Source organism: Flavobacterium panacagri (assembly GCF_030378165.1).
Classification (GTDB): domain Bacteria; phylum Bacteroidota; class Bacteroidia; order Flavobacteriales; family Flavobacteriaceae; genus Flavobacterium; species Flavobacterium panacagri.
On the sequence record NZ_CP119766.1, the window covers coordinates 2708577 to 2728575 of the forward strand.

The following is a 19999-nucleotide window of genomic DNA, read 5'->3' on the forward strand; positions in this document are numbered from 1 at the left end:
TTTTTTAGAATCAAATATTGATTCTTTATTTACTTAATTTTTTCTGTAATGCACTAAACTCTTGATCTGTATAGTGTAAACTTGAGGCAATTTTTCTTAATTTCTCCTTTTTTACTTTTTCTAAAGGGATATAATAAACATATTGTCCAAATCCTGTCATTTCGGCCATTGGATTATTACTTTCTTCTTCTACTTGAGTTAATAAGGGTTTTATAATAATAAGGATTTCTGTGATCCCTCTTTCTTCATCAAACAAAACCATTTTTTCTGGAACACTTGGCGGTATCAAAGTCATTGGCATTGTCGCAATATATGGAAGGTATTTTTTCATTAACGCCCAAGAATTCTCATCTTTTATACTTGCCATAATATCGGCAAGGTTAGTAATCGTACAAGTTGAAACATTGCTTTGGAAAAGTTTATTCACTTTTTCAATTGCTTGTTTTCCAATCTTTTTTAAAGTTTCTGTTGCTTTTTCTTCTAGTCCATTTCCATGGTTAGCATGCAGTTTTAAAATCATTAAACAGACATCAATAGTGTATTGAGGATTATTTTGATTGGAAATTTCTTGAAGCTTTTTTAATTTCTTAGCAGGCTTGTTTTCATCAGTTCCAAAAAACTGTAATAATTCAAAGTTTTCTTTACTGTATTCTAAGTCGGTATCTTCAGGAACATTTTTGTAGAAGATACTTTTAGCGCCAAATTCCTCCGCTTTGATTTTGTCATTTTTTAATTCATAAATCGAAGCAAGTTTATTGTAAAATTCGCCTTCTTTTGGGTTTTCGGATAATAATGCATTAAACTCTTTTTCAGCTTTGTCGAGATCATTCAGGGCAATATAATTATCACCAATGTTATATAATGCGGCGATTTTGTATTTGGGATCACTCAAAAGCATTCTGAATGTATTGTTTGATTTGTCGTAATCTTTTAAAAGTTGCTGTATTTTGGCAGCATAATAAATTTCTTCAGTACGATTATATTTTTTAATTAGATATTCAAGATCGGCAAGTGCAGATTTTAAATTTTCATCTTTAAACTGTTCTTCATCATAATTTGAATTACCAGAATTAAAAACAGAATTTCCATCTATATTTTTTTGTCCAGTTCCAAGTTCTGCCATTTCAAGGCTCATTTCTGATTTTCGTTTTATTAATTCTGGTACACTCCCAAATTTTTTAATTCCTTCTTCGAGAACTTTAATTCCTTCAAGCCATTGTCCGTTTCTAAACAAAGCAAATCCGTAAGTTTCAAATGTGCCAAAACAATCCTGTTTAGCATCAAAGATTTTTTTAGAAATTTCTACTGCAGTAGTGCTGTTGTTTTCTTCAATTTTTAATAAAACACTTTCTAATTCTTTATTGGTGCTTTCATCACAAACAACGAAATTATCAGATTTTAATTTTTCGTATTCAAAAACGTTTCGTTGCAGTTTTTGTGAGAAGGCGAGAAGAGGTAAAAGTAAAAGTGGAAATAAAATTGATTTCATTTTTGTTATTTTTTGGCTGTTTATCTAAAGTTATAGTAAGTAAAATTATCATAAAATTTAGCCTAAAAATAGCAAAAAATACCTTATTTAAATCAAACCTTTAATTTTTGCATGCTGTAACAATATAATAGTTTTAGCATCGGTAATTTCTTTAGATTCAATCATAGCGTAAGCTTGATCAAAAGTAAATTCTAAAACTTCAATATTTTCCTGTTCGGCGTCCAATCCTCCACCTTCGCTTACTTTCATGCTTTCATCATATTCACCGACAAATAAATATAAAATCTCTGTTACAGATCCAGGAGACATATAGGTTTCAATTACTTTTCTAACTTTTGTAATCGGTATCCAGTTTCTTCTTCAGTTTCACGAATAATAGCCTGCTCAGTATTGTCTTTGTCCAAAAGACCAGCGCAAATTTCAGTCATCATTCCATCTTTATTTCTGTTCAATTAATTTCAAAGTATATTCAAACTGTGTATCCTTGTTTAGCATAAAGTCTTCAAAAGTTTGTTGGACTTCATGTTCAGGAATAATTCCTCTTCCAAAAATCTGATTTGGTTTTTTAGGTACATCCTGCTCTAAATTTACAATTGAAAACTGTGTTTTAATTTTTGTATTAGGAAGCTCATATTCAATAGGAGTGTGGCCATTATGGCCAAAATAACCGCCCATTGTTTCTTCTCCAATAATTATCGCAGCTGTATTTCCTGTAACTAAAGAAGCAAATAATGATCCTGCAGAAGCAATTCTAGGGCTTATCAGTAAAAAAATCTGTCCTTTAAAGCTATTTTTATCGGGCTGTAATAAAGGATTGAATTTTGGATCCTGATAATATTTGCTATTTTCTAATTTTGGATATTCTTCTTTTACGTCATCTTCAAAATCTTTTCTTTCTTCCAATTGTTTTTGAGGTTCGGTTTCTTCATAAACTAAATAATTTGGAAACGGAATTTCCTGAAAGTTAACATAAGCTTCTGCATTTTCACGATACGGTTTGTGTGTTAGATAAGAAAAAGTCAAGATGTCATTCGGATCTGTTCCGCCACCGTTATTTCTAACATCAACAATTAAATTTTTTATTTGCGAATTGTTTGAAAGGTATTGAAAACAGCTGTCGAGATATTTTTTATAAATGAAATGCTCTTTATCTTTTGCATTTCTTCCAATTGCAAAAGTATTAATAGTGAGTAAAGCGATGCTGGGCAAAATAACTTGAAAAGAGTATTTGTTTTTTATTTTGCCATATTGCAAACTGTCAATAGGAAGGGAGTGACGTTTTTTGAAATTCTCTTTTCGGGCATCATTAGAAATCCCAGCAACTTTTTTAATTATTTTTTCAGTTTTGTTTGGAAGGGAATATTCTATTATAAATTTCTTTTTAGATCCGTATTCCATTTCAAAATATTTAGCAAAAGAACTGCCTATTCCAATAGATTTTCCAGAAATATTATAACCGTCAGTAGTGTAATATTTATAGAAAATTTGCAATAAGTCATTGGTTTTTATTTTGTTGATTGAGTGAATTTGAGAGCCTAGTGGAATTTCGGTGTTCTGAAAATTTACGACTAATTTATTTTCAATCAATTTTACAGGGTAGGGAAAAAACAAATTTCCCGATGAATATTTCTTTTGAAAATCATCAGGAAGTGTTGTGTCATTATGCAGGCTTCCTTCAAAATCTGTAATTTTTAAAATTATTTTATAAAAGTCAAGAAGCGTTTTAGGTTTGTTTATTTTCAAAAATGCCCAGGAATAAATGCTGTCAATTTGTTTTTGAGTTCGGTATTTGTAAACTCCCGAATTTGCTTTTTCTCTTATTTCTTTAAATAGGGTAAGATCTTGTTTTAGTTTTTCAACAGATAATTTTTCATTTTGAGCATTTATGATAAACGAAAAAAATAAGAAAAAGATTATTTTAAACTTGAACATTAGAAGAGTTTTAGAATCTAAAAATACTCAAAAAACTTTTAAATCAAACCTTTTATTTTTGCATGTTGCAGTAACATAATAGTTTTAGCGTCCGTAATTTCTCGCGATTCAATCATAGCGTAAGCTTGATCAAAAGTAAATTCTAAAACTTCAATATTTTCCTGTTCAGCATCCAGTCCACCGCCTTCGCTAACTTTCATACTTTCATCGTATTCGCCAACAAATAAATATAAAATCTCTGTAACAGATCCAGGAGACATATAGGTTTCAATTACTTTTTTAACTTTTTGTAATCGGTATCCAGTTTCTTCTTCAGTTTCACGAATAATAGCCTGCTCAGCATTGTCTTTGTCCAAAAGACCAGCGCAAATTTCAATCATCATTCCGGTTTTGTTTCCGTTAAGATACGTTGGCAGACGAAACTGTCTCGTTAGAATAACTGTTTTTTTTGTTGTATTGTATAACAAAATACCAGCTCCATTTCCGCGATCGTAAACTTCACGAATATGTGATTCTACTTTTTTATCTTCTTTTTTATAGTTAAAAGTAACTTTGTTTAAGACATACCAATTGTCTGATAATAATTTGGTTTCGGTAATTTCGATTTCAGGATTTTTTCTCATGTCAGTAATATTCAAAAAAAAACGCTCTGATTATCAGAGCGTTTAAATGTATTATTTTGTTATTGTTTGCTTTCTGTCTGGTCCAACCGATACAATTTTAATTGGCACTTCGATTTCTTTCTCAATAAACTCAATATATTCTTTTAGCTCAATTGGCAATTGATCGTAAGTTGTCAATCCAGTTAAATCTTGTTTCCATCCTTTAAATTCTTTGTAAATCGGAGTAACATTTTCTGGTTCAATGTTATAAGGGAAGTGAGAAATGTTTTGTCCTTTGTAGTTGTACTCCGTGCAAACTTTTAAAGTTTCGAATCCAGAAAGAACATCTCCTTTCATCATCATTAACTGAGTAACTCCATTAACCTGCACTGCATATTTTAAAGCTACTAAGTCTAACCATCCGCAACGTCTTTGTCTTCCTGTTACAGATCCAAATTCGTTTCCTACTCTTGCCATTGTAGCGCCAACTTCGTCAAAAAGTTCAGTTGGAAAAGGTCCGCTACCAACACGTGTAACATAAGCTTTGAAAATTCCGTATACTTCTTTGATTTTGTTAGGAGCGATTCCTAAACCAGTACAAGCTCCGGCTGCAGTTGTATTTGATGAAGTTACGAAAGGATAAGTTCCAAAATCAACATCTAATAAAGATCCTTGAGCTCCTTCGCAAAGGATAGATTTACCTGCTTTTTGAGCTTGGTGCATGTATTCTTCACTGTCAATAAAATCTAATTTTTTTAATTCTTCGATAGCTTCAAAGAATTCTTTTTCTAGTTCAGCTAGATTGTATTGAATCGCAACATCGTGGAAAGCAATCATCGCTTCGTGTTTGTCAGCCAAAGCTCTGTAACGTTCTTTGAAGTCTTCTAATTCAATATCTCCAACACGTAAACCATTTCTACCCGTTTTGTCCATATAAGTTGGTCCAATTCCTTTAAGAGTAGAACCAATTTTAGCTTTTCCTTTTGAAGCTTCAGAAGCTGCGTCAAGTAAACGGTGAGTTGGTAAAATTAAGTGTGCTTTTCTAGAAATGATTAATTTACTTTTGATATCAAGGTTGAATTTCTCCAAACCTTCGATTTCTTTTTGAAAAACTACAGGGTCAATTACAACACCATTTCCGATGATATTTACTGAATTTTTATGAAAAATTCCAGAAGGGATAGTTCTAAGTACGTGTTTAATTCCGTCAAATTCTAATGTATGTCCTGCATTTGGTCCTCCTTGAAAACGTGCAATAATATCATAATTTGAGGTAAGTACGTCTACAATTTTTCCTTTACCTTCATCTCCCCATTGTAATCCTAGTAATAAATCTACGGTCATTCTTTTTTTAATTTGCGTTGGGACAATCTAAGTCGTCCTACTGATTATGTAGTTAATTTTTCTTTTTTTTTATGTTGTGAATAATTCTTTTTTTTGCGAATTATTGTTTTTGTTTTTTGTTTCCGTAGAAATAAAGCGAATGATTCGTGATTTCGATATCAAATATTTCTTCGATTGTTTTTTTGATGGTCTGAATTCTTGGATCACAAAATTCAATTACTTCTCCAGAATCAGTCATGATAATGTGATCGTGCTGTTTGTCGAAATAAGACTTTTCGTAGTAAGCCTGATTTTGTCCAAATTGATGTTTTCTAACCAAAGCGCAGTCTAACAATAACTCGATCGTGTTATATAAAGTAGCTCTACTCACACGATAGTTTTTGTTTTTCATTTTGATATACAGATTTTCGATATCAAAATGTTCCTCGCTGTCGTAAATTTCCTGAAGTATAGCATAACGCTCAGGAGTTTTGCGATGCCCTTTTTGCTCAAGATACATTGTAAAAACGTTTTTTACAATTTCTTGATTTCTAGTGTTGTCAGTTGAAATGAGTGTCATATCCGGCAAAGATAAATTTTTATTTTCAATCAATAAAAGTTTCGGGTTTAAAGTTTAGTTATAAATCCCTTATAGATAGGTTAAAAAGTTAGGTTCTATATTCTCGTGTGACCTTGTCAACACCATCAATTTTCTTAATGGCATTAATCATTTTCTTCAAAATGGTGTTGTTTTTTACAATTACAGCAATCTGTCCGTGGAAAATTCCGGCATCAGTACTCAAAGAAATACTCTGAATATTAACGCTCATATTATTCGAAATTACTCTGGTCAATTGATTTGTAAGTCCAAGAACATCCATTCCTGTGATATTGATAATCGCTTTAAATTCTTCTTGAGACGAATCAATCCACTTGGCGCTCATGATTCGGTAAGCATAATTAGACTGCATTCCAATCGCATTTGGACAATCTTTTTTATGTACTTTAATTCCTTCGTTAATCGTTACGAAACCAAAAACATCATCACCCGGAATTGGGTTACAGCATTGTGATAATTTATAATCCAGTTTATCATGCTCAGTTCCAAAAACCAGCATGTCATAATTACTGCTGATAACTGGTTTATGAATGTCTTCGGCAGCTGTAGTATCTTTGTTTCGTTTAATTTTATTTTTAAAGAAATTGATAAACGAATTGCTTTTCTGCGCCGCATAATCTTTTAACTGCTGATTTTCGATGGCGCCAATTCCAACTCTATAAAATAAATCTAAACTTGTTTTTAATTTAAAAAAGTTAACTAACTCGTTGGTTACTTGTTCATTAAAAGTAATTTTTAAATGTTTTAATTTTCTAACAAGTAATTCTTTCCCTTCTTCAGCAATTTTTTTGGTGTTCTCGTTAAGAACGTTTTTAATTTTATTTTTGGCTCTTGAAGTTGTTACATATTCTAACCAGTTTACAGTTGGTTTTTGGTTTGCAGAAGTAATTACTTCAACCTGATCACCACTTTTTAATTCGTAATTTAAAGGAACTAAACGCCCATTTACACGAGTTCCTCGAGTTTTAATTCCAATTTCCGAGTGAATACTAAAGGCAAAATCCAAAGAAGTAGCACCTTTTGGCAGAGATTTGATTTCTCCTTTTGGTGTAAAGACGAAGATTTCTTTAGAATATAAATTCATTTTAAAATCTTCAACAAAATCTACTGCATTGGTTTCAGGATTTTCTAACGCTTCACGAAGAAGATTCAGCCAAACATCTAAACCGCTTTCTTCGGTTGCTCCATTTTTGTATTTGTAATGTGCAGCATAACCTTTTTCAGCAATTTCATCCATACGTTCGCTTCGAACCTGAACTTCAACCCAGCGCCCTTTTGGTCCCATTACAGTTATGTGCAACGCTTCATAACCAGTTGATTTTGGTGATGAAATCCAGTCGCGCAAACGGCTCGGGCTCGGTCTGTAATGATCTGTTACAATTGAATAGATTTTCCAGGCCACGAACTTTTCATCGTGCGGATCTGCTTTGTAAACAATTCTAAGCGCAAATTTGTCGTAAACTTCATCAAAAGTTACGTTTTGAGCACGCATTTTTCTTCGAATAGAATAAATAGATTTTGGTCGGCCTTTAATGATGTAATCAACGCCTTCATTGTCTAAAGATTTTTTTAGGACATCGGAAATGTCTTTTATGTAAGCATCTTGTTCTTCTTTCGTTTCACGAATTTTGCTTACAATATCATTATAAATGGCAGGTTCTGTATATTTTAATCCTAAATCTTCCAGTTTGGTTTTAATGTTGTAAAGTCCCAAACGGTGGGCAAGAGGCGCATAAATGTATAAAGTTTCAGAAGCAATTTTGGTCTGTTTATATTCCGCCATCGAATCCATGGTCTGCATGTTGTGAAGACGATCCGCTAGTTTAATCAAAATTACACGAACGTCATCATTCAGAGTCAGAATCATTTTTCTGAAATTCTCTGCTTGCATGGAAGCATTCAAGTCTTTTTGAACCAATGAGATTTTAGTAAGACCTTCAACCAATTGCGCTACTTTCGGATTAAATAAGCGTTCGATATCTTCAACCGTTATAGGAGTATCTTCTACAACATCGTGCAGTAAAGCCGCGGCGATAGAGGTCGCACCCAGACCAATTTCTGAGGCAACAATTTTTGCAACTGCAATAGGATGAAAGATATAAGCTTCTCCAGATTTTCGTCTCTGTTCTTTGTGAGCATCAACGGCGACATCAAATGCTTTTCTAATTAATTTTTTGTCTGTAGGGCTTAAAGTTTGGTAGCTTATTCGAAGTAATTCCTTGTATTCGTGTGCAATAGCTTTGTTTTCTTTTTCAATATCTATTTCTGTCATAACGGCATAGTTCAAGTACTAAAAATAAGAATTAGTTTCAATATACACAAGGTATTATGATTGTAGATTTTAGAGTACAGATTTTAGATTTTTGAGGGTGTAATTTTGAGATTTTTGAATGTAAAAAAGGGCTTCGACTTCGCTCAGCCTAGAAAAAAATCCAAATTCCAATTTCAATGTCAACATCAAAAATCAATATCAATTTAAAATAGTTTAAAAAGACCTCAAATATGTAAAAGGAGCAAAGCGACTTTTAGAAAATCTAAAATCTAAAATTAGAACCCTCTCTGTCTTTTGGCTTCAAAAATTAAAATAGCAGCGGCAACAGAAACGTTCATACTGTCGATTTCTCCCTGCATTGGGATAATGATATTCTGTGTTGCTTCATCACGCCATTGTTGTGTTAAACCTGTAGCTTCAGTTCCAACAACTAAAGCAGTTGGCGTAGTAAAATTTTGGGTGTGATAGGAAGTTGAATTTTGTAAAGTCGCACTGTAGAAATTAATCTTTTTTTCTTTTAAAAAAGCGATAATTTCTTCAGAGGTTCCTGTTGCAATTTGGTTGGTAAAAAGACATCCAACACTGGAACGAACAATATTCGGGTTGTATAAATCGCTTTTCGGATTGGCGATTAAAACGGCGTCTAGATTGGCCGCATCGGCAGTTCGTAAGACGGCTCCGATATTTCCTGGTTTTTCTAAAGATTCGACAACCAGAATTAAAGGATTTTCAGATAATTTTAAGTCCGATAATTTTAAAGATTTGGTTTTGGCTACAGCCAAAATACCTTCAGTAGTATCGCGATAAGCCAATTTCTGATAAACTTCTTTATTGATTTCTATCAGTTGAAATGGATTTTGAATTAGCTTATTGATTTCATTTTCAGTAACTAATTCAGGTAAAAATAAAACTGTTTCAATTTCGTAACCGCCTTTAATGGCTAATGAAATTTCACGTTGTCCTTCTATCAAAAAAGTTCCGGTTTGTTTTCTGGCTTTGGCTTTTTCCTGAAGTAAAACCAAAGATTTAATAAACGGATTTTGAACAGACGTGATTTGTTTCATTTTTTTAAGGCTCAAAGTTGCAGAGGGGCAAAGGTAAAGAGTTTTTTTCTTCCTGCAAGGTTTTTAGAACCTTGTAGGTTTGTTAAAAAAGGTTAGCCACGAATTCACGAATTTTTTCTCACAGTTGAGTTAAAAAATAATTCGTGAATTCGTGGCTAATAAAAAATGTTACTCCTCAGTAGAATTGTTTTCTTCTAAAAGAGCGGTTTCTTCTTCAGGTCTTGTAACAACTTGATCTTTGTTTCCAAAAAGGAATTTCTTTATTGCGGCAAAAGCAGCTATAATTCCAATTACGATGAACTTTCCGAATTTTGCTAAAACAGCAAAAAATCCAACTTTTGCCAATACTTTTCCAGCCACTAAACCACCTATTGTCCAAGCGGCAACAGTATCAGTGTCAGCATCGAAATCAAGATATTTATGTCCGTCATTGAATTCAACACTTTTGATGATTCCAGGAATACTTGCTTTTACTTCTGCTAATTGATCTACTCCAGCAACAGCAGAAATATTGTACATTCCTTTTCGTCCTAAAACTCTTAAATCGTAATTTAAAGTATGATTTTTATCTGCTCCAAACTGCAATTCTTTTGCCCAGTGCAATACTTTTAAGTTATTGTCATAAAATGGTTTAGATGCCCATCCAATCAATTGAACCTCAGGATAACCTGCAGTTTTTCTTTCGGTATTCGCAGCAGCAACATCTTCTTTCATGGTTTTTAGAAGATCATCATAATCAATATCATCTGCATCATCATCTTTTACATAACCATCGCCTTGATAGCTGATTACAAACATCCAGCTGTCAGAGTGTGTAACGCCTTTTCCGTCTGGAACAAGAGAACCTAGAATCGATTTGTCTTCTGGATTTCCCCATAAATTAGTCAAGACATTTTGGGTTTGCTCGGCATTTAAAAATTTGAATCCTTTTGGTACATTTAATGATCCGTCTCCTTCAGGAAGCGTAATTTTTCCTGTTTCATACTTGAAAGATTTGTCAATTTTGTCGTAAAATGCCTTTAAAGTATCGGGTTCTTGTGCGCTGATTTTTGAAATCGAAAGGATCGATAACAATAGAAATAATAACGTTTTTTTCATTTGGGTTTAATTGGTTAAAAATTATTTATGGTTTTGGTTGTTTTAGAATAATTCTGAAATCTCTTTTTCAACAGGATGATCGGTTTTAAAATCATATCCCATTATTTTGGCGAGAGTTTTGGCAAATTGTTTTTGATAGAATTGAGATTCGGTTTTAATCTCGCCTTTTGGTGCAATTTCTGGCCCCATTGCAGCAAACCAAATTTCAGAAGCGCCTGAAACATCAGCACCGTGATCTGTCCATTGTGCTTTTACTTTGTCGCCGCGTCCATGATCTACGGTTATAAATAAGGTAGTTTTGTTTTTGTACTGCGGATCATTTTGAACAAAATTCCAAATTTCCTGAATCCATTTGTCAACCTGATTCGCTGCATCCAAATATGAACGATATTGTGCATGATGTGCCCATTCATCAGTTTCGCCATAAGCGATATAAAGCACTTTTGGTTTTTTCGTTTTTAGTTCGTCTAAAGCCTGATAATGAGTAAAAACATCTAGACATTCATCCATGTGGAATGGTTTAAACGAATTGTCACGCATTTCATTTAATAATTTTTGAGAGGCAGTTGGTTTGTTTCCGCCGACTTTATCAAAAGCAGAAATTACTGGAAATCCGCTTCTTTCTTCGTTTAGAATTCGGTCAAAAGCATCCCAAGCGCCAAAAGCAGCAACCTTTCCTTTCAGTTTAGACTGTTGGTTTAAAAACTCCAAAACATTCACATTCGGATTGGGTTTATAACTATTTGAATTGACTTTCAAATCCACATTTCCAGTCATGATTTCGCTGTAACCGGGATAACTAAACCAATACGGATTAGCAACATCAACTTTGTTTCCTAAATCTCTATTGCCGTAAATCTGTCCTTTCGAAGCGATTTCAGACCAGAAAAAAGGCATGAGTTTTTTGCGTGCCTCTTTGATATCGGCATCAGCATATTTTTTATAAATATAGGCGCTGTCTCCTTGATTGAATTTTTTATCATTGGCAATAGCAGGATCAATTCCTTTAAAAACTTCCTGCCATCTAAAACCATCAGTCGTAATAATGATGATATTTTCTGTTTTTTGAGCTAGAGATTTAAGGCTCAGTAGAATGAATAGAATAAAAAAAGCTTTTTTCATTACTTATTAATTTGAAATAGAATTCAAAACTAAGTAATTTAATAAAGCAATTTTTACGTGATAACGTAATGTAACTATAAATTAATAGAAGAGAAAAAATGAGATGATTAAAATAAGTGGTGATTAATTGGTTTAAATTTCACAACTTCTATAAAATCCCTCTCGACTTAATTTCCAAGTATTTATTAATTGCGTCAAGCGTAAGATTTTCAGGCTGTGTCAAAACCGAATGAATTCCGTATTTCTTTAATTCATTGACGATTAAACGTTTTTCAAACATGAATTTTTCTGCAATTACTTTATCGTAAACTTCCTGAATCGTAGTTGTTTTTTTATTGATGATAGAGTTCAGTTCTGTATTTTGAAAGAAAATAACAACCAATAAATGACTTTTCGCAATTCCTTTTAAGTAAGGTAACTGACGATTTAACCCATCCATCGTCTCAAAATTGGTGTACAGAATAATCAAACTTCTTTGATTGATATTTTTCTTGATATCAACATATAATCGACTGTAATCACTTTCGAAGAAATCGGTTTTTATGTTGTATAAAGTTTCGAGGATTTTCTGCATCTGCGAACCTCTTCTTTCTGCAAAAACTCTATTTTCTACTTTTTTAGAAAAAGCAAAAAGTCCGGCTTTGTCTTGTTTTTTCAGAATAACATTCGATAAAACCAAAGACGAATTAATAGCATAATCCAACAAACTCAAGCCATCAAAAGGCATTTGCATGACACGACCTTTATCAATAGCCATATAAACCGACTGTGATTTCTCGTCCTGAAACTGATTGACCATTAAAGAATTTCTTTTTGCGGTGGCTTTCCAGTTTAAGGTTCTTAAATCATCGCCTTGAACATATTCTTTAATCTGTTCAAATTCCATTGTATGACCAATTCTTCGGATTTTCTTGATTCCGTATTGAAATAGATTATTTGAAAAAGCGATTAAATCGTATTTTCTCAATTGAATATAAGAGGGATAAGTAGGAACCATCTGATCTTTATCAAAAGTAAATCTTCTAGAAATTAATCTTAACGGCGAAGAAACATACACATTTAAAGCGCCAAAATGATATTCCCCACGCTCTGTTGGACGAAGGTCATAACCAATTTCTTTTTGTGTTGCTGCTTTTATGGTTTTGATAATTTTAAAATCACGAACTTGAAACTGAAACGGAATTTCATCAATTATTTTAACTGAAACTGGAAAATTATAATGATTCTTTAAATTAATTTTTATCGGATTTAAATCTCCATTGGATAATTTTTCAGGCGTAATTCGTTCTGCTTCCAGTCCAGTTTTGGCGATGTACAGAATTAAAAGATCAAGCACTAAAAAAGTTCCCAAAGCCAAAACAACAAGCCAGACAGCATTGTACATGTTTGGGAAAATAAAAGCACAAACAAATAATCCTATTATGCCAATCAGCACATAGAAGAAGAAATTATTCAGATATAGACTTTTTATGAATTTCAAGTTTTAAATGTTTTTTAGTTCCTCCTGCAAGGTTTTCAAAACCTTGTAGGTATGAATTACTTAGAATGAAAAAATACCTACGAGGTTTTGAAAACCTCGCAGGAGACATTGAATTACCTCGGTATTTCCACCGTTTCAATAATCTGTTTAATGATTTCCGAGCTTGTAATACCTTCCATTTCACGTTCTGGCGTTACAATAACACGATGCTGTAAAACAGGAATTGCTGCTTCTTTAATATCTTCAGGAGTCACAAAATCACGTCCGCGGATTGCTGCGAAACCTTTAGACGCGTTTAAAATTGCAATCGAGGCACGAGGAGAAGCTCCTAAATACAAAAAGGCATTTTCTCTAGTGTTTACTACAATCCTTGCAATGTATTCCAATAAATTTTGTTCTACTCTAATTTGTTTTACCAAACCTTGATATTCTTTGATTTCATCAGAAGAAAGAATGGTTTTTATCGCGTCTAATTTGCCATGATCTTGCAAAGAATGTTCTCTTTGAATGATTAAAATTTCTTCATTCAATTTTGGATAATCAATAGTGATTTTGAAAAGAAAACGATCTAATTGCGCTTCTGGAAGACGATAAGTTCCTTCTTGCTCAATTGGATTTTGAGTTGCAATGACCAAAAATGGTGTTTCTAATTGATATCCAGACCCGTCAATTGTGATTTGACGTTCTTCCATCACTTCAAAAAGTGCAGCTTGTGTTTTTGCAGGAGCACGGTTGATCTCGTCAATTAAAATTAAATTAGAGAAAATCGGCCCTTTTTTGAATTCAAATTCAGAGTTTTTCAAATTGAAGATGGAAGTTCCTAAAATATCAGAAGGCATTAAATCTGGTGTAAATTGAATTCTGCTGAAACCAATATTTAAAGTTTTAGACAATAATTTGGCAGTAATTGTTTTGGCAACACCTGGAACACCTTCTAAAAGAACGTGTCCGTTTGATAAAATAGCCACCAAAAGCTGATCCACCATTTTGTGCTGTCCAACGATTACAGTTTCAATTTCTTTTTTTATCGAGTTTACATGTTCTAAAAGAGGCCCTAAATTGATTCTAGTTTCAAAATTCACATTTTCATTTGTGATTTCGCCTGATGTTGTATTGATGTCGTCCATAATTGGTATGTTTTTTTTTCCACTCCCGATAGCTATCGGGATAGAAAGATTAAGATGATTTTATAAAAAATTAATCCGTGTTAATTCTTTTAATCTGTGGCTAAATAAATTAATGTATAATTTTTTCTATTGCTGTATTTATTTTAACTAAATCTTCTTCAAGATTTCCATGATAACTGTTTCGATGATCGTTGATTAGTCTAACGAGATCTTCAATGTCCTTTTCGTCTTTTCCAGTTTTGTAATGCAATTTTTTGATAAATTCTTCATCTAATTTCGAAGTATCGATCAAATAATCAGTTCTAATTTTTTCTAAGAAATAAATAATCTTTTTATCAATAATATTGGTGTGATCTCCTTCTTGATAATATAAATTTCCAATGGTTTTCGTAAAATCTACAGTTAAATTCTGCAATGGTTTTATAATGGGTACAATGCGTTGTTTTCGTTTGGCATTAAAAATCATAAAAATTAAAATTCCCAAAAGTCCTAAAAGCCAAGCCGATTTTAAGGCAGGCTGGCTAAAAATGTAACGCATTGGAGAATTTGAAATTCGCTTATCATTTATGCTTTTATTATACCAGAAAATATTCCCTGCTGTAAAATACGAAAGTACATTTTCTGCATATTGATAATGATCTTTTTTTAGCAGATTGTAATTGGTAAAAGCCACAGGCTGTGTATGTAAATACACATAACCATTTTTATACGGAACTTCAATAAAATTAACCTGTCTTTTGTTTTTTGCACTGTTTTGATATCCTAAAACTTTTGTATTTAAAGTATCTATTTTTGAAAAATAATCACTTAAACCAGTATTAAAAGTATATTTTTTTGCACTTACATTTTTATTGGCCATCCAGATCGAAACATTTTCAGAGGGCATAAAATCGGTTTGTAATTCAATTTTTAATGAATCCAATAAGATTTTTGGAAAAGCTCTCATACTCAAAAAGGCTTTATTTCCGTGCGAAACAAAATATAAAATCTCTTTCATGGATTGTTCGTCAATATTATTGGCTTCAGAAATATTGATAAAAGTTCCTTTGATTTTATAGTTTTCTACATTTTTTCTTTCATCATATTGAGAATCTAAATATTCATAAGGTGTTTGAACCGAAATTTTTTCTACTTTTTGATTCTTAAAAAAGCCATTTACTTCATGGTCGAAAATGTATAATCCAAACGGAATCTTATCATTTACAGAGTAAGTAGGAGTCCAGTCAATAGGTTTTGGTTTTCCATTGTCTGTAAGCAGTACTAAACCGAATATTAAAACGAGAATAGCAATGTATATTTTAACGTTTTTATCCATTGCCAAACATTTTTAAAGCATTCTTAAATCTATTTTCAGTTTTTCTGAATACAATATCATCTATTTCGAATTCGCCGTACCAGATATAATTGTACAAATAAGAAAGATACATGAATTCTTCTTTGTGAATAGGCTGTTGCAATTCGTATAAATAATCAGAATTGGTTTTTTCGATATCCCATTCGATATAATTACGCTGTGCCATAACTTTTAAAAGCCACAGATAATAATAACGTACAGCAATTCTTTTCTCGCCAGACTCAATACTTTCTTTGATTAATTTTTCGAAATCTAAAAGATGAATGTTTTTCTCAGCATCAGAATAAAAAATGGCTTTTTTATTGGCGTTTCTTCCAAAAATCCATCTTCCTTCTTGTTTGGTTAAAGCTTTTGCAATAAAATAGATTAAGGCAATAACAATCAAAACCATTATAACCCTGAATAAAATAACAACAAAGTTGAGTGAGGTTTTAACGCTCTTAAAATGGAACAAATTAGCAAATTTACTTGCCAGCCAATGTTTAAAATGATCCCACCAGTTTTTTTCCGGAGTTTTATATTCGTAGATAAATTCAGGATCCGTATATTTTTTCTTGAAATTTTTATCGAAATGCTTCGCTGTTACTTTTCTAAAATCTACCTGAATATCCTTTTCGGTATATTTAATTGTACTGATTTTGGGCGGATCTATAGGTACAGCAGTAGAATCCTGAGCCTTAGAAACACAGCAGCAAAAAAGAAAAGATAAAATAAAAAATAATCTTGTCATTACTTGGTCTTAAAGATTTTCGGCGGTTAAAGAATGTAATTTTTTGTGCACTATAAACGGATAAACCAAGTAATAAAATGAAATAATGGCAAGTGTAATTAAAATGATAAAACTGCTTAACCAATTAGGCATATCAATAGAATATCTTGTAATGAAGCCTTCCAAAAATCCTGCACTTATGGTAAAAGGAAAAGTACTCAGAAAGATTTTAAAACTGTTTTTAAATCCAATTTTAAATGAGTTTAATCTTGAAAAGGTTTTAGGGAAAAGTATGGAAGCTCCTAAAATAAATCCAGCCGTAGTTTCAATCACAATCGCAAAAATTTCCATAGAACCATGAATCCAGATACCTCGAACGCTTTTCCAGAAAACGCCCTGTTCATAAAAGAAATATTGAAAAGAGCCCAGCATAATACAGTTTTGAAGGAAAACATTAAAAGTGCCAATTCCAGCAAAAATACCATAGAAATAACATTTTGCGCCAACAAAAAGGTTGTTTACCGTTATTCCGATAAAACTTCCCCAATTACTTCCAGAACCATAAACAGCCATTGGATTTCCTTTTTTAATATTCTCTAAAGTCATATTAACATATTCGTCTCCTAAAATCAAACGAACAAAATCAGGATCGTAACGGGCGGAAAGCACTCCAATAGAAACAGTGACAAAGAATAAAGCAAAAGCATAAACCAAATATCTTCTATATTCGTAAACCAGCAGTGGAACATCGATTTTAAAGAAATCGATAAATTGATTACTGTCGGTTCGTTTGGTTTTATAAATCTTTTGGTAAATCTGCGAAGCGAGATGATTTAAGTAGACAACCGTTTTACTTTTAGGGTAATACGTTTGGGCATACGCTAAGTCATTCATCATTTGAATGTACAAATTAGCTAATTCATCAGGATTTTTTTTAGCTTTACCGAAAATTGCCAGCTCGAATTCGAGCCATTTTTCTTTGTTTTGTTTTATAAAAGCGATTTCTCTCATTGTAGGCTAAAATATAAAATATGTCAGAATTATCTATTAACACGACGCAAAATGTCAAAATAAATTTTATTGCTGCTACAGTTGGCGAAAGACTAGGGGCTTTTTTCATTGATTTTGCTATCATAATTTCATACTGGTACACTATTTCTTTAGTTGTTTTTGACTTGCTGCAGGTTAATAGGTTAATGTTTAATCTGGATGGCTGGTCAAAGGGAGCTATTTATTTGATTATCTATTCCCCAATTATAGTTTATTCATTAGTTCTTGAAAGTGTATTTGAAGGACAGTCGCTTGGAAAAAAACTGGTAAAAATTAAAGTTGTAAAAATCGATGGTTATCAAGCGGGTTTTGGCGATTATTTAATTCGTTGGTTTTTTAGGGTAATCGATTTTTTTAGCCTTTTTGGACTTCCAGGATTGATAACTGTAATTACAAGTGAGAAATCACAGCGTTTGGGCGACATGGCAGCGGGAACGGCAGTGATTACTTTAAAAAATAAAATTAACATCAGTCATACCATTTTAGAAGAAATTGGAGAGGCGTATGTTCCTACTTATCCTCTGGTTATAAAACTTTCGGACAACGATATGCGAATTATTAAAGAAACGTATCAAAAAGCCGAAGCCAAAAACGATCACGAAATTCTTTATAAACTGGTGTCAAAAATCGAAAGCGTAACAGGAATAAAAAATCAGTCAGGAAACAACAGCGATTTTATTAGAGTGATTTTAAAAGACTATAATTTCTATACGCAGCACATGTGATTTTTTCTTTAAAGAATGAGAATTCATTTTCAAGGTTATGGTTTAATTTTTTATATTTAACTGATTATTAGTTAGTAGGTCTTAAAATAAAATCAGCATCATGAAAAATAGAAAACCTTTCCTTATTGTATTAATGTTGTTTGCCTTTGTTTTTGGTTTCGCTCAAGGCGGAAAAAAACTAGATAAGATTATAAAAAGAGATTATCAGATTATTGAATGCACCATTTCTAAAATGTCTGATAAAACAGTAGAATATTCACTTCCAGGAGAAACACTTCAGATTTCGCTTGACGTTTCACAAATAGCCAGAATTGACTTTTCCAGCGGAAGATCACAAACTTTTGATGTTACTCAGAGCACTAGTTCGTCCTCGTCAGGTTCTTCTTCAATTGCAGTTTCTGAAATGAAATCCAATACAATTGCGGTTCTTCCTGTTCCGTATTTAAATTCAGATACACAAGAAAGTTCAGAAGACATGGCAAAATTTGCCCAAAACGATCTTTATAATAAACTGCTCGATAAATCATCAAATATTTTTCCGCTAACGGTTCAGGATTTAAGAACCACAAACAGTTTACTGCACAAAGCAGGAATAGACCACAATAATATTGACGAAACACCAATTGAAGACCTCGAAAAAATATTGGGAGTTGATAATATTGTTGCAGCAAAAGTTTCCTATACCATTGGAACGGCGGCAACTTCAACCACTTACAACAGCGGCAATGCAAAAGTGAGTGATAATAATAAGAAGGTAAAAACCAATGATGTTTCAACCACAACATCAAACAATCAGACTTATTATTACTATACTGTTTATTTCGATATGTATAAAAATAAGGACAAAATTTATTCTCAAACCCGTAAACCTTTTTTAGCAGTAAAAGACAGCTGGATGGATTCTGTTAGTTACCTATTAAAAAGAAGTCCGATTTATGTTAAAAAATAATTCAGGAAAACGAAATGGAAAAATTCAAATCTAAAATTGACTTATGGCTGGCATTGCTATTAATTGTAATTTTTGGACTTGCATTGATGCAATTTGCTTATGATAAAAATTGGATAGGATTTTCATTTATATTTTGTGTGAGTAGTTTTATTGTCCATATGTTTGCTACTACTTTTTATACGATTGAAAGAGACAAACTAAGAATAAAATGTGGCTTTCTTATTGATTTTTCGATTGAAATTAAAAATGTAAAAAAGATTTCTGAAACGTTCAATGTTTTAAGTTCACCAGCACTTTCGTTGGACAGACTAGAAATTCTGTATGGGAAATATGATACGATTTTAATTTCTCCAAAAGACAAAAAAAGATTTATAGCAGCAATTAAAAGAATAAATTCTGAAGTAGAAATAGTATTAAAAAAATAGGAACAATACTAAAATCTCTGCACCTTTGCATCTTTGTAACTTAAGAAAAAATGTTTCACTTACTTGATATTATTGGGACAATGGCATTTGCTATGTCAGGAGCTTTAACAGCAATGCATAAAAAACTAGATCCGTTTGGGGTTTTTATTATTGCATTTGTTACAGCAGTAGGCGGTGGAACACTTCGAGATGTGCTTATTGGAAGAACTCCAGTGGGTTGGATGCGTGACATACAATATGTTTACGTAATTATTTTAGGATTTTTTTTAGCCATTCTTTTTAGAAAAAGATTTGATAAACTAAGAACTTCTCTATTTCTGTTTGATACAATTGGTCTTGGCGTTTTTACCTTAATTGGATTAGAAAGAGGAATTTTGACAGGTCTTCATCCCGCAATTTGTATTGCTTTGGGAACTATGACAGCTTGTTTTGGAGGAGTGATCAGAGATATTTTATGCAATGAAATACCAAATGTTTTTAGAGAAGAAATTTACGCGACAATCTGTATTTTTGGTGGAATTGTATTTTTTGGTTTGAGAAAACTAAATCTAAATGACGATATTGTATATCTCGTTACTTCACTGGTAATTATTATAATCCGTTTGATGGCAGTTAAATACAAATGGCATTTAAAAGCATTCGATCATAAGTAATCTAAA

Annotated in this window: 18 protein-coding genes and 1 pseudogene; 4 read left to right on the forward strand and 15 right to left on the reverse strand. The window is 32.3% G+C overall.

Going from position 1 to position 19999, the window contains the following annotated elements; all coding sequences use genetic code 11:
- Positions 1–25: 25 nt before the first annotated feature.
- The 15 genes and pseudogenes from P2W65_RS12080 to P2W65_RS12150 form a co-directional block, all read right to left on the reverse strand.
- Positions 26–1489: a tetratricopeptide repeat protein gene (locus P2W65_RS12080; RefSeq protein ID WP_289665831.1), complete on the reverse strand. Its 1464-nt coding sequence runs from the start codon at positions 1487–1489 to the stop codon at positions 26–28.
- 87 nt (positions 1490–1576) lie between these two features.
- Positions 1577–1941: pseudogene (locus tag P2W65_RS12085) on the reverse strand (NUDIX domain-containing protein); the annotation flags it as partial.
- Positions 1928–3421, reverse strand: coding sequence for a S41 family peptidase (locus tag P2W65_RS12090; protein WP_289665833.1), 1494 nt, complete (start codon positions 3419–3421; stop codon positions 1928–1930). The gene P2W65_RS12090 and the pseudogene P2W65_RS12085, both read right to left, overlap by 14 nt.
- Before the next feature lie 38 nt (positions 3422–3459).
- A complete protein-coding gene (locus P2W65_RS12095; protein WP_289665835.1) occupies positions 3460–4044 on the reverse strand; it encodes an NUDIX domain-containing protein in 585 nt (194 codons plus the stop codon).
- 51 nt (positions 4045–4095) lie between these two features.
- The gene (locus P2W65_RS12100; RefSeq protein WP_289665836.1) at positions 4096–5367 is read right to left on the reverse strand and encodes an adenylosuccinate synthase; all 1272 of its coding nucleotides are present in this window, start codon (positions 5365–5367) and stop codon (positions 4096–4098) included.
- Between the two features lie 100 nt (positions 5368–5467).
- On the reverse strand, positions 5468–5926 hold the full coding sequence (locus tag P2W65_RS12105) for a Fur family transcriptional regulator (protein WP_029268726.1): 459 nt from the start codon (positions 5924–5926) through the stop codon (positions 5468–5470).
- A gap of 88 nt (positions 5927–6014) precedes the next feature.
- A complete protein-coding gene (locus tag P2W65_RS12110; RefSeq protein WP_289665839.1) occupies positions 6015–8237 on the reverse strand; it encodes a RelA/SpoT family protein in 2223 nt (740 codons plus the stop codon).
- Between the two features lie 275 nt (positions 8238–8512).
- Positions 8513–9301, reverse strand: a complete 789-nt coding sequence (locus P2W65_RS12115) for a TrmH family RNA methyltransferase (RefSeq protein ID WP_179006986.1) — start codon at positions 9299–9301, stop codon at positions 8513–8515.
- 168 nt (positions 9302–9469) lie between these two features.
- Entirely contained in the window at positions 9470–10399 is a 930-nt protein-coding gene (locus P2W65_RS12120; protein WP_289665841.1) for a DUF2167 domain-containing protein, read from the reverse strand.
- 42 nt (positions 10400–10441) lie between these two features.
- A complete protein-coding gene (locus P2W65_RS12125; protein WP_289665842.1) occupies positions 10442–11521 on the reverse strand; it encodes an alkaline phosphatase family protein in 1080 nt (359 codons plus the stop codon).
- Positions 11522–11669: 148 nt separating this feature from the next.
- Entirely contained in the window at positions 11670–13001 is a 1332-nt protein-coding gene (locus P2W65_RS12130) for a DUF58 domain-containing protein (RefSeq protein ID WP_289665843.1), read from the reverse strand.
- A 113-nt stretch (positions 13002–13114) separates the two neighbouring features.
- On the reverse strand, positions 13115–14128 hold the full coding sequence (locus P2W65_RS12135) for an AAA family ATPase (RefSeq protein WP_289665844.1): 1014 nt from the start codon (positions 14126–14128) through the stop codon (positions 13115–13117).
- 109 nt (positions 14129–14237) lie between these two features.
- Positions 14238–15443, reverse strand: coding sequence for a DUF4350 domain-containing protein (locus tag P2W65_RS12140; RefSeq protein ID WP_289665845.1), 1206 nt, complete (start codon positions 15441–15443; stop codon positions 14238–14240).
- Complete coding sequence (locus tag P2W65_RS12145) at positions 15436–16212, reverse strand: DUF4129 domain-containing protein (protein ID WP_289665846.1); 777 nt, start codon at positions 16210–16212, stop codon at positions 15436–15438. The genes P2W65_RS12140 and P2W65_RS12145 overlap by 8 nt, the downstream gene beginning before the upstream one ends.
- 9 nt (positions 16213–16221) lie before the next feature.
- Positions 16222–17202 (reverse strand): stage II sporulation protein M, encoded by a 981-nt coding sequence (locus tag P2W65_RS12150; protein ID WP_289665847.1) that lies wholly within the window; start codon positions 17200–17202, stop codon positions 16222–16224.
- 20 nt (positions 17203–17222) lie between these two features.
- Here P2W65_RS12150 and P2W65_RS12155 point away from each other — a divergent pair, with 20 nt between their 5' ends.
- From P2W65_RS12155 to P2W65_RS12170, 4 genes are all read left to right on the forward strand, one after another.
- Complete coding sequence (locus P2W65_RS12155; RefSeq protein ID WP_289665848.1) at positions 17223–17966, forward strand: RDD family protein; 744 nt, start codon at positions 17223–17225, stop codon at positions 17964–17966.
- A gap of 100 nt (positions 17967–18066) precedes the next feature.
- Entirely contained in the window at positions 18067–18915 is an 849-nt protein-coding gene (locus tag P2W65_RS12160; RefSeq protein ID WP_289665849.1) for a hypothetical protein, read from the forward strand.
- A gap of 14 nt (positions 18916–18929) precedes the next feature.
- The gene (locus P2W65_RS12165) at positions 18930–19340 is read left to right on the forward strand and encodes a PH domain-containing protein (protein WP_289665850.1); all 411 of its coding nucleotides are present in this window, start codon (positions 18930–18932) and stop codon (positions 19338–19340) included.
- Between the two features lie 50 nt (positions 19341–19390).
- Positions 19391–19993 carry a trimeric intracellular cation channel family protein gene (locus P2W65_RS12170; protein ID WP_289665851.1) on the forward strand — a complete coding sequence of 201 codons (603 nt, stop codon included), beginning with the start codon at positions 19391–19393 and terminating at the stop codon, positions 19991–19993.
- Positions 19994–19999: the final 6 nt, after the last annotated feature.

Coding starts and splice junctions, on each gene's coding strand:
- P2W65_RS12080 (WP_289665831.1), bottom strand. CDS start 1,489: ATGAAATCAATTTTATTTCCACTTTTACTTTTACCTCTTCTCGCCTTC.
- P2W65_RS12090 (WP_289665833.1), bottom strand. CDS start 3,421: ATGTTCAAGTTTAAAATAATCTTTTTCTTATTTTTTTCGTTTATCATA.
- P2W65_RS12095 (WP_289665835.1), bottom strand. CDS start 4,044: ATGAGAAAAAATCCTGAAATCGAAATTACCGAAACCAAATTATTATCA.
- P2W65_RS12100 (WP_289665836.1), bottom strand. CDS start 5,367: ATGACCGTAGATTTATTACTAGGATTACAATGGGGAGATGAAGGTAAA.
- P2W65_RS12105 (WP_029268726.1), bottom strand. CDS start 5,926: ATGACACTCATTTCAACTGACAACACTAGAAATCAAGAAATTGTAAAA.
- P2W65_RS12110 (WP_289665839.1), bottom strand. CDS start 8,237: ATGACAGAAATAGATATTGAAAAAGAAAACAAAGCTATTGCACACGAA.
- P2W65_RS12115 (WP_179006986.1), bottom strand. CDS start 9,301: ATGAAACAAATCACGTCTGTTCAAAATCCGTTTATTAAATCTTTGGTT.
- P2W65_RS12120 (WP_289665841.1), bottom strand. CDS start 10,399: ATGAAAAAAACGTTATTATTTCTATTGTTATCGATCCTTTCGATTTCA.
- P2W65_RS12125 (WP_289665842.1), bottom strand. CDS start 11,521: ATGAAAAAAGCTTTTTTTATTCTATTCATTCTACTGAGCCTTAAATCT.
- P2W65_RS12135 (WP_289665844.1), bottom strand. CDS start 14,128: ATGGACGACATCAATACAACATCAGGCGAAATCACAAATGAAAATGTG.
- P2W65_RS12140 (WP_289665845.1), bottom strand. CDS start 15,443: ATGGATAAAAACGTTAAAATATACATTGCTATTCTCGTTTTAATATTC.
- P2W65_RS12145 (WP_289665846.1), bottom strand. CDS start 16,212: ATGACAAGATTATTTTTTATTTTATCTTTTCTTTTTTGCTGCTGTGTT.
- P2W65_RS12150 (WP_289665847.1), bottom strand. CDS start 17,202: ATGAGAGAAATCGCTTTTATAAAACAAAACAAAGAAAAATGGCTCGAA.
- P2W65_RS12155 (WP_289665848.1), top strand. CDS start 17,223: ATGTCAGAATTATCTATTAACACGACGCAAAATGTCAAAATAAATTTT.
- P2W65_RS12160 (WP_289665849.1), top strand. CDS start 18,067: ATGAAAAATAGAAAACCTTTCCTTATTGTATTAATGTTGTTTGCCTTT.
- P2W65_RS12165 (WP_289665850.1), top strand. CDS start 18,930: ATGGAAAAATTCAAATCTAAAATTGACTTATGGCTGGCATTGCTATTA.
- P2W65_RS12170 (WP_289665851.1), top strand. CDS start 19,391: ATGTTTCACTTACTTGATATTATTGGGACAATGGCATTTGCTATGTCA.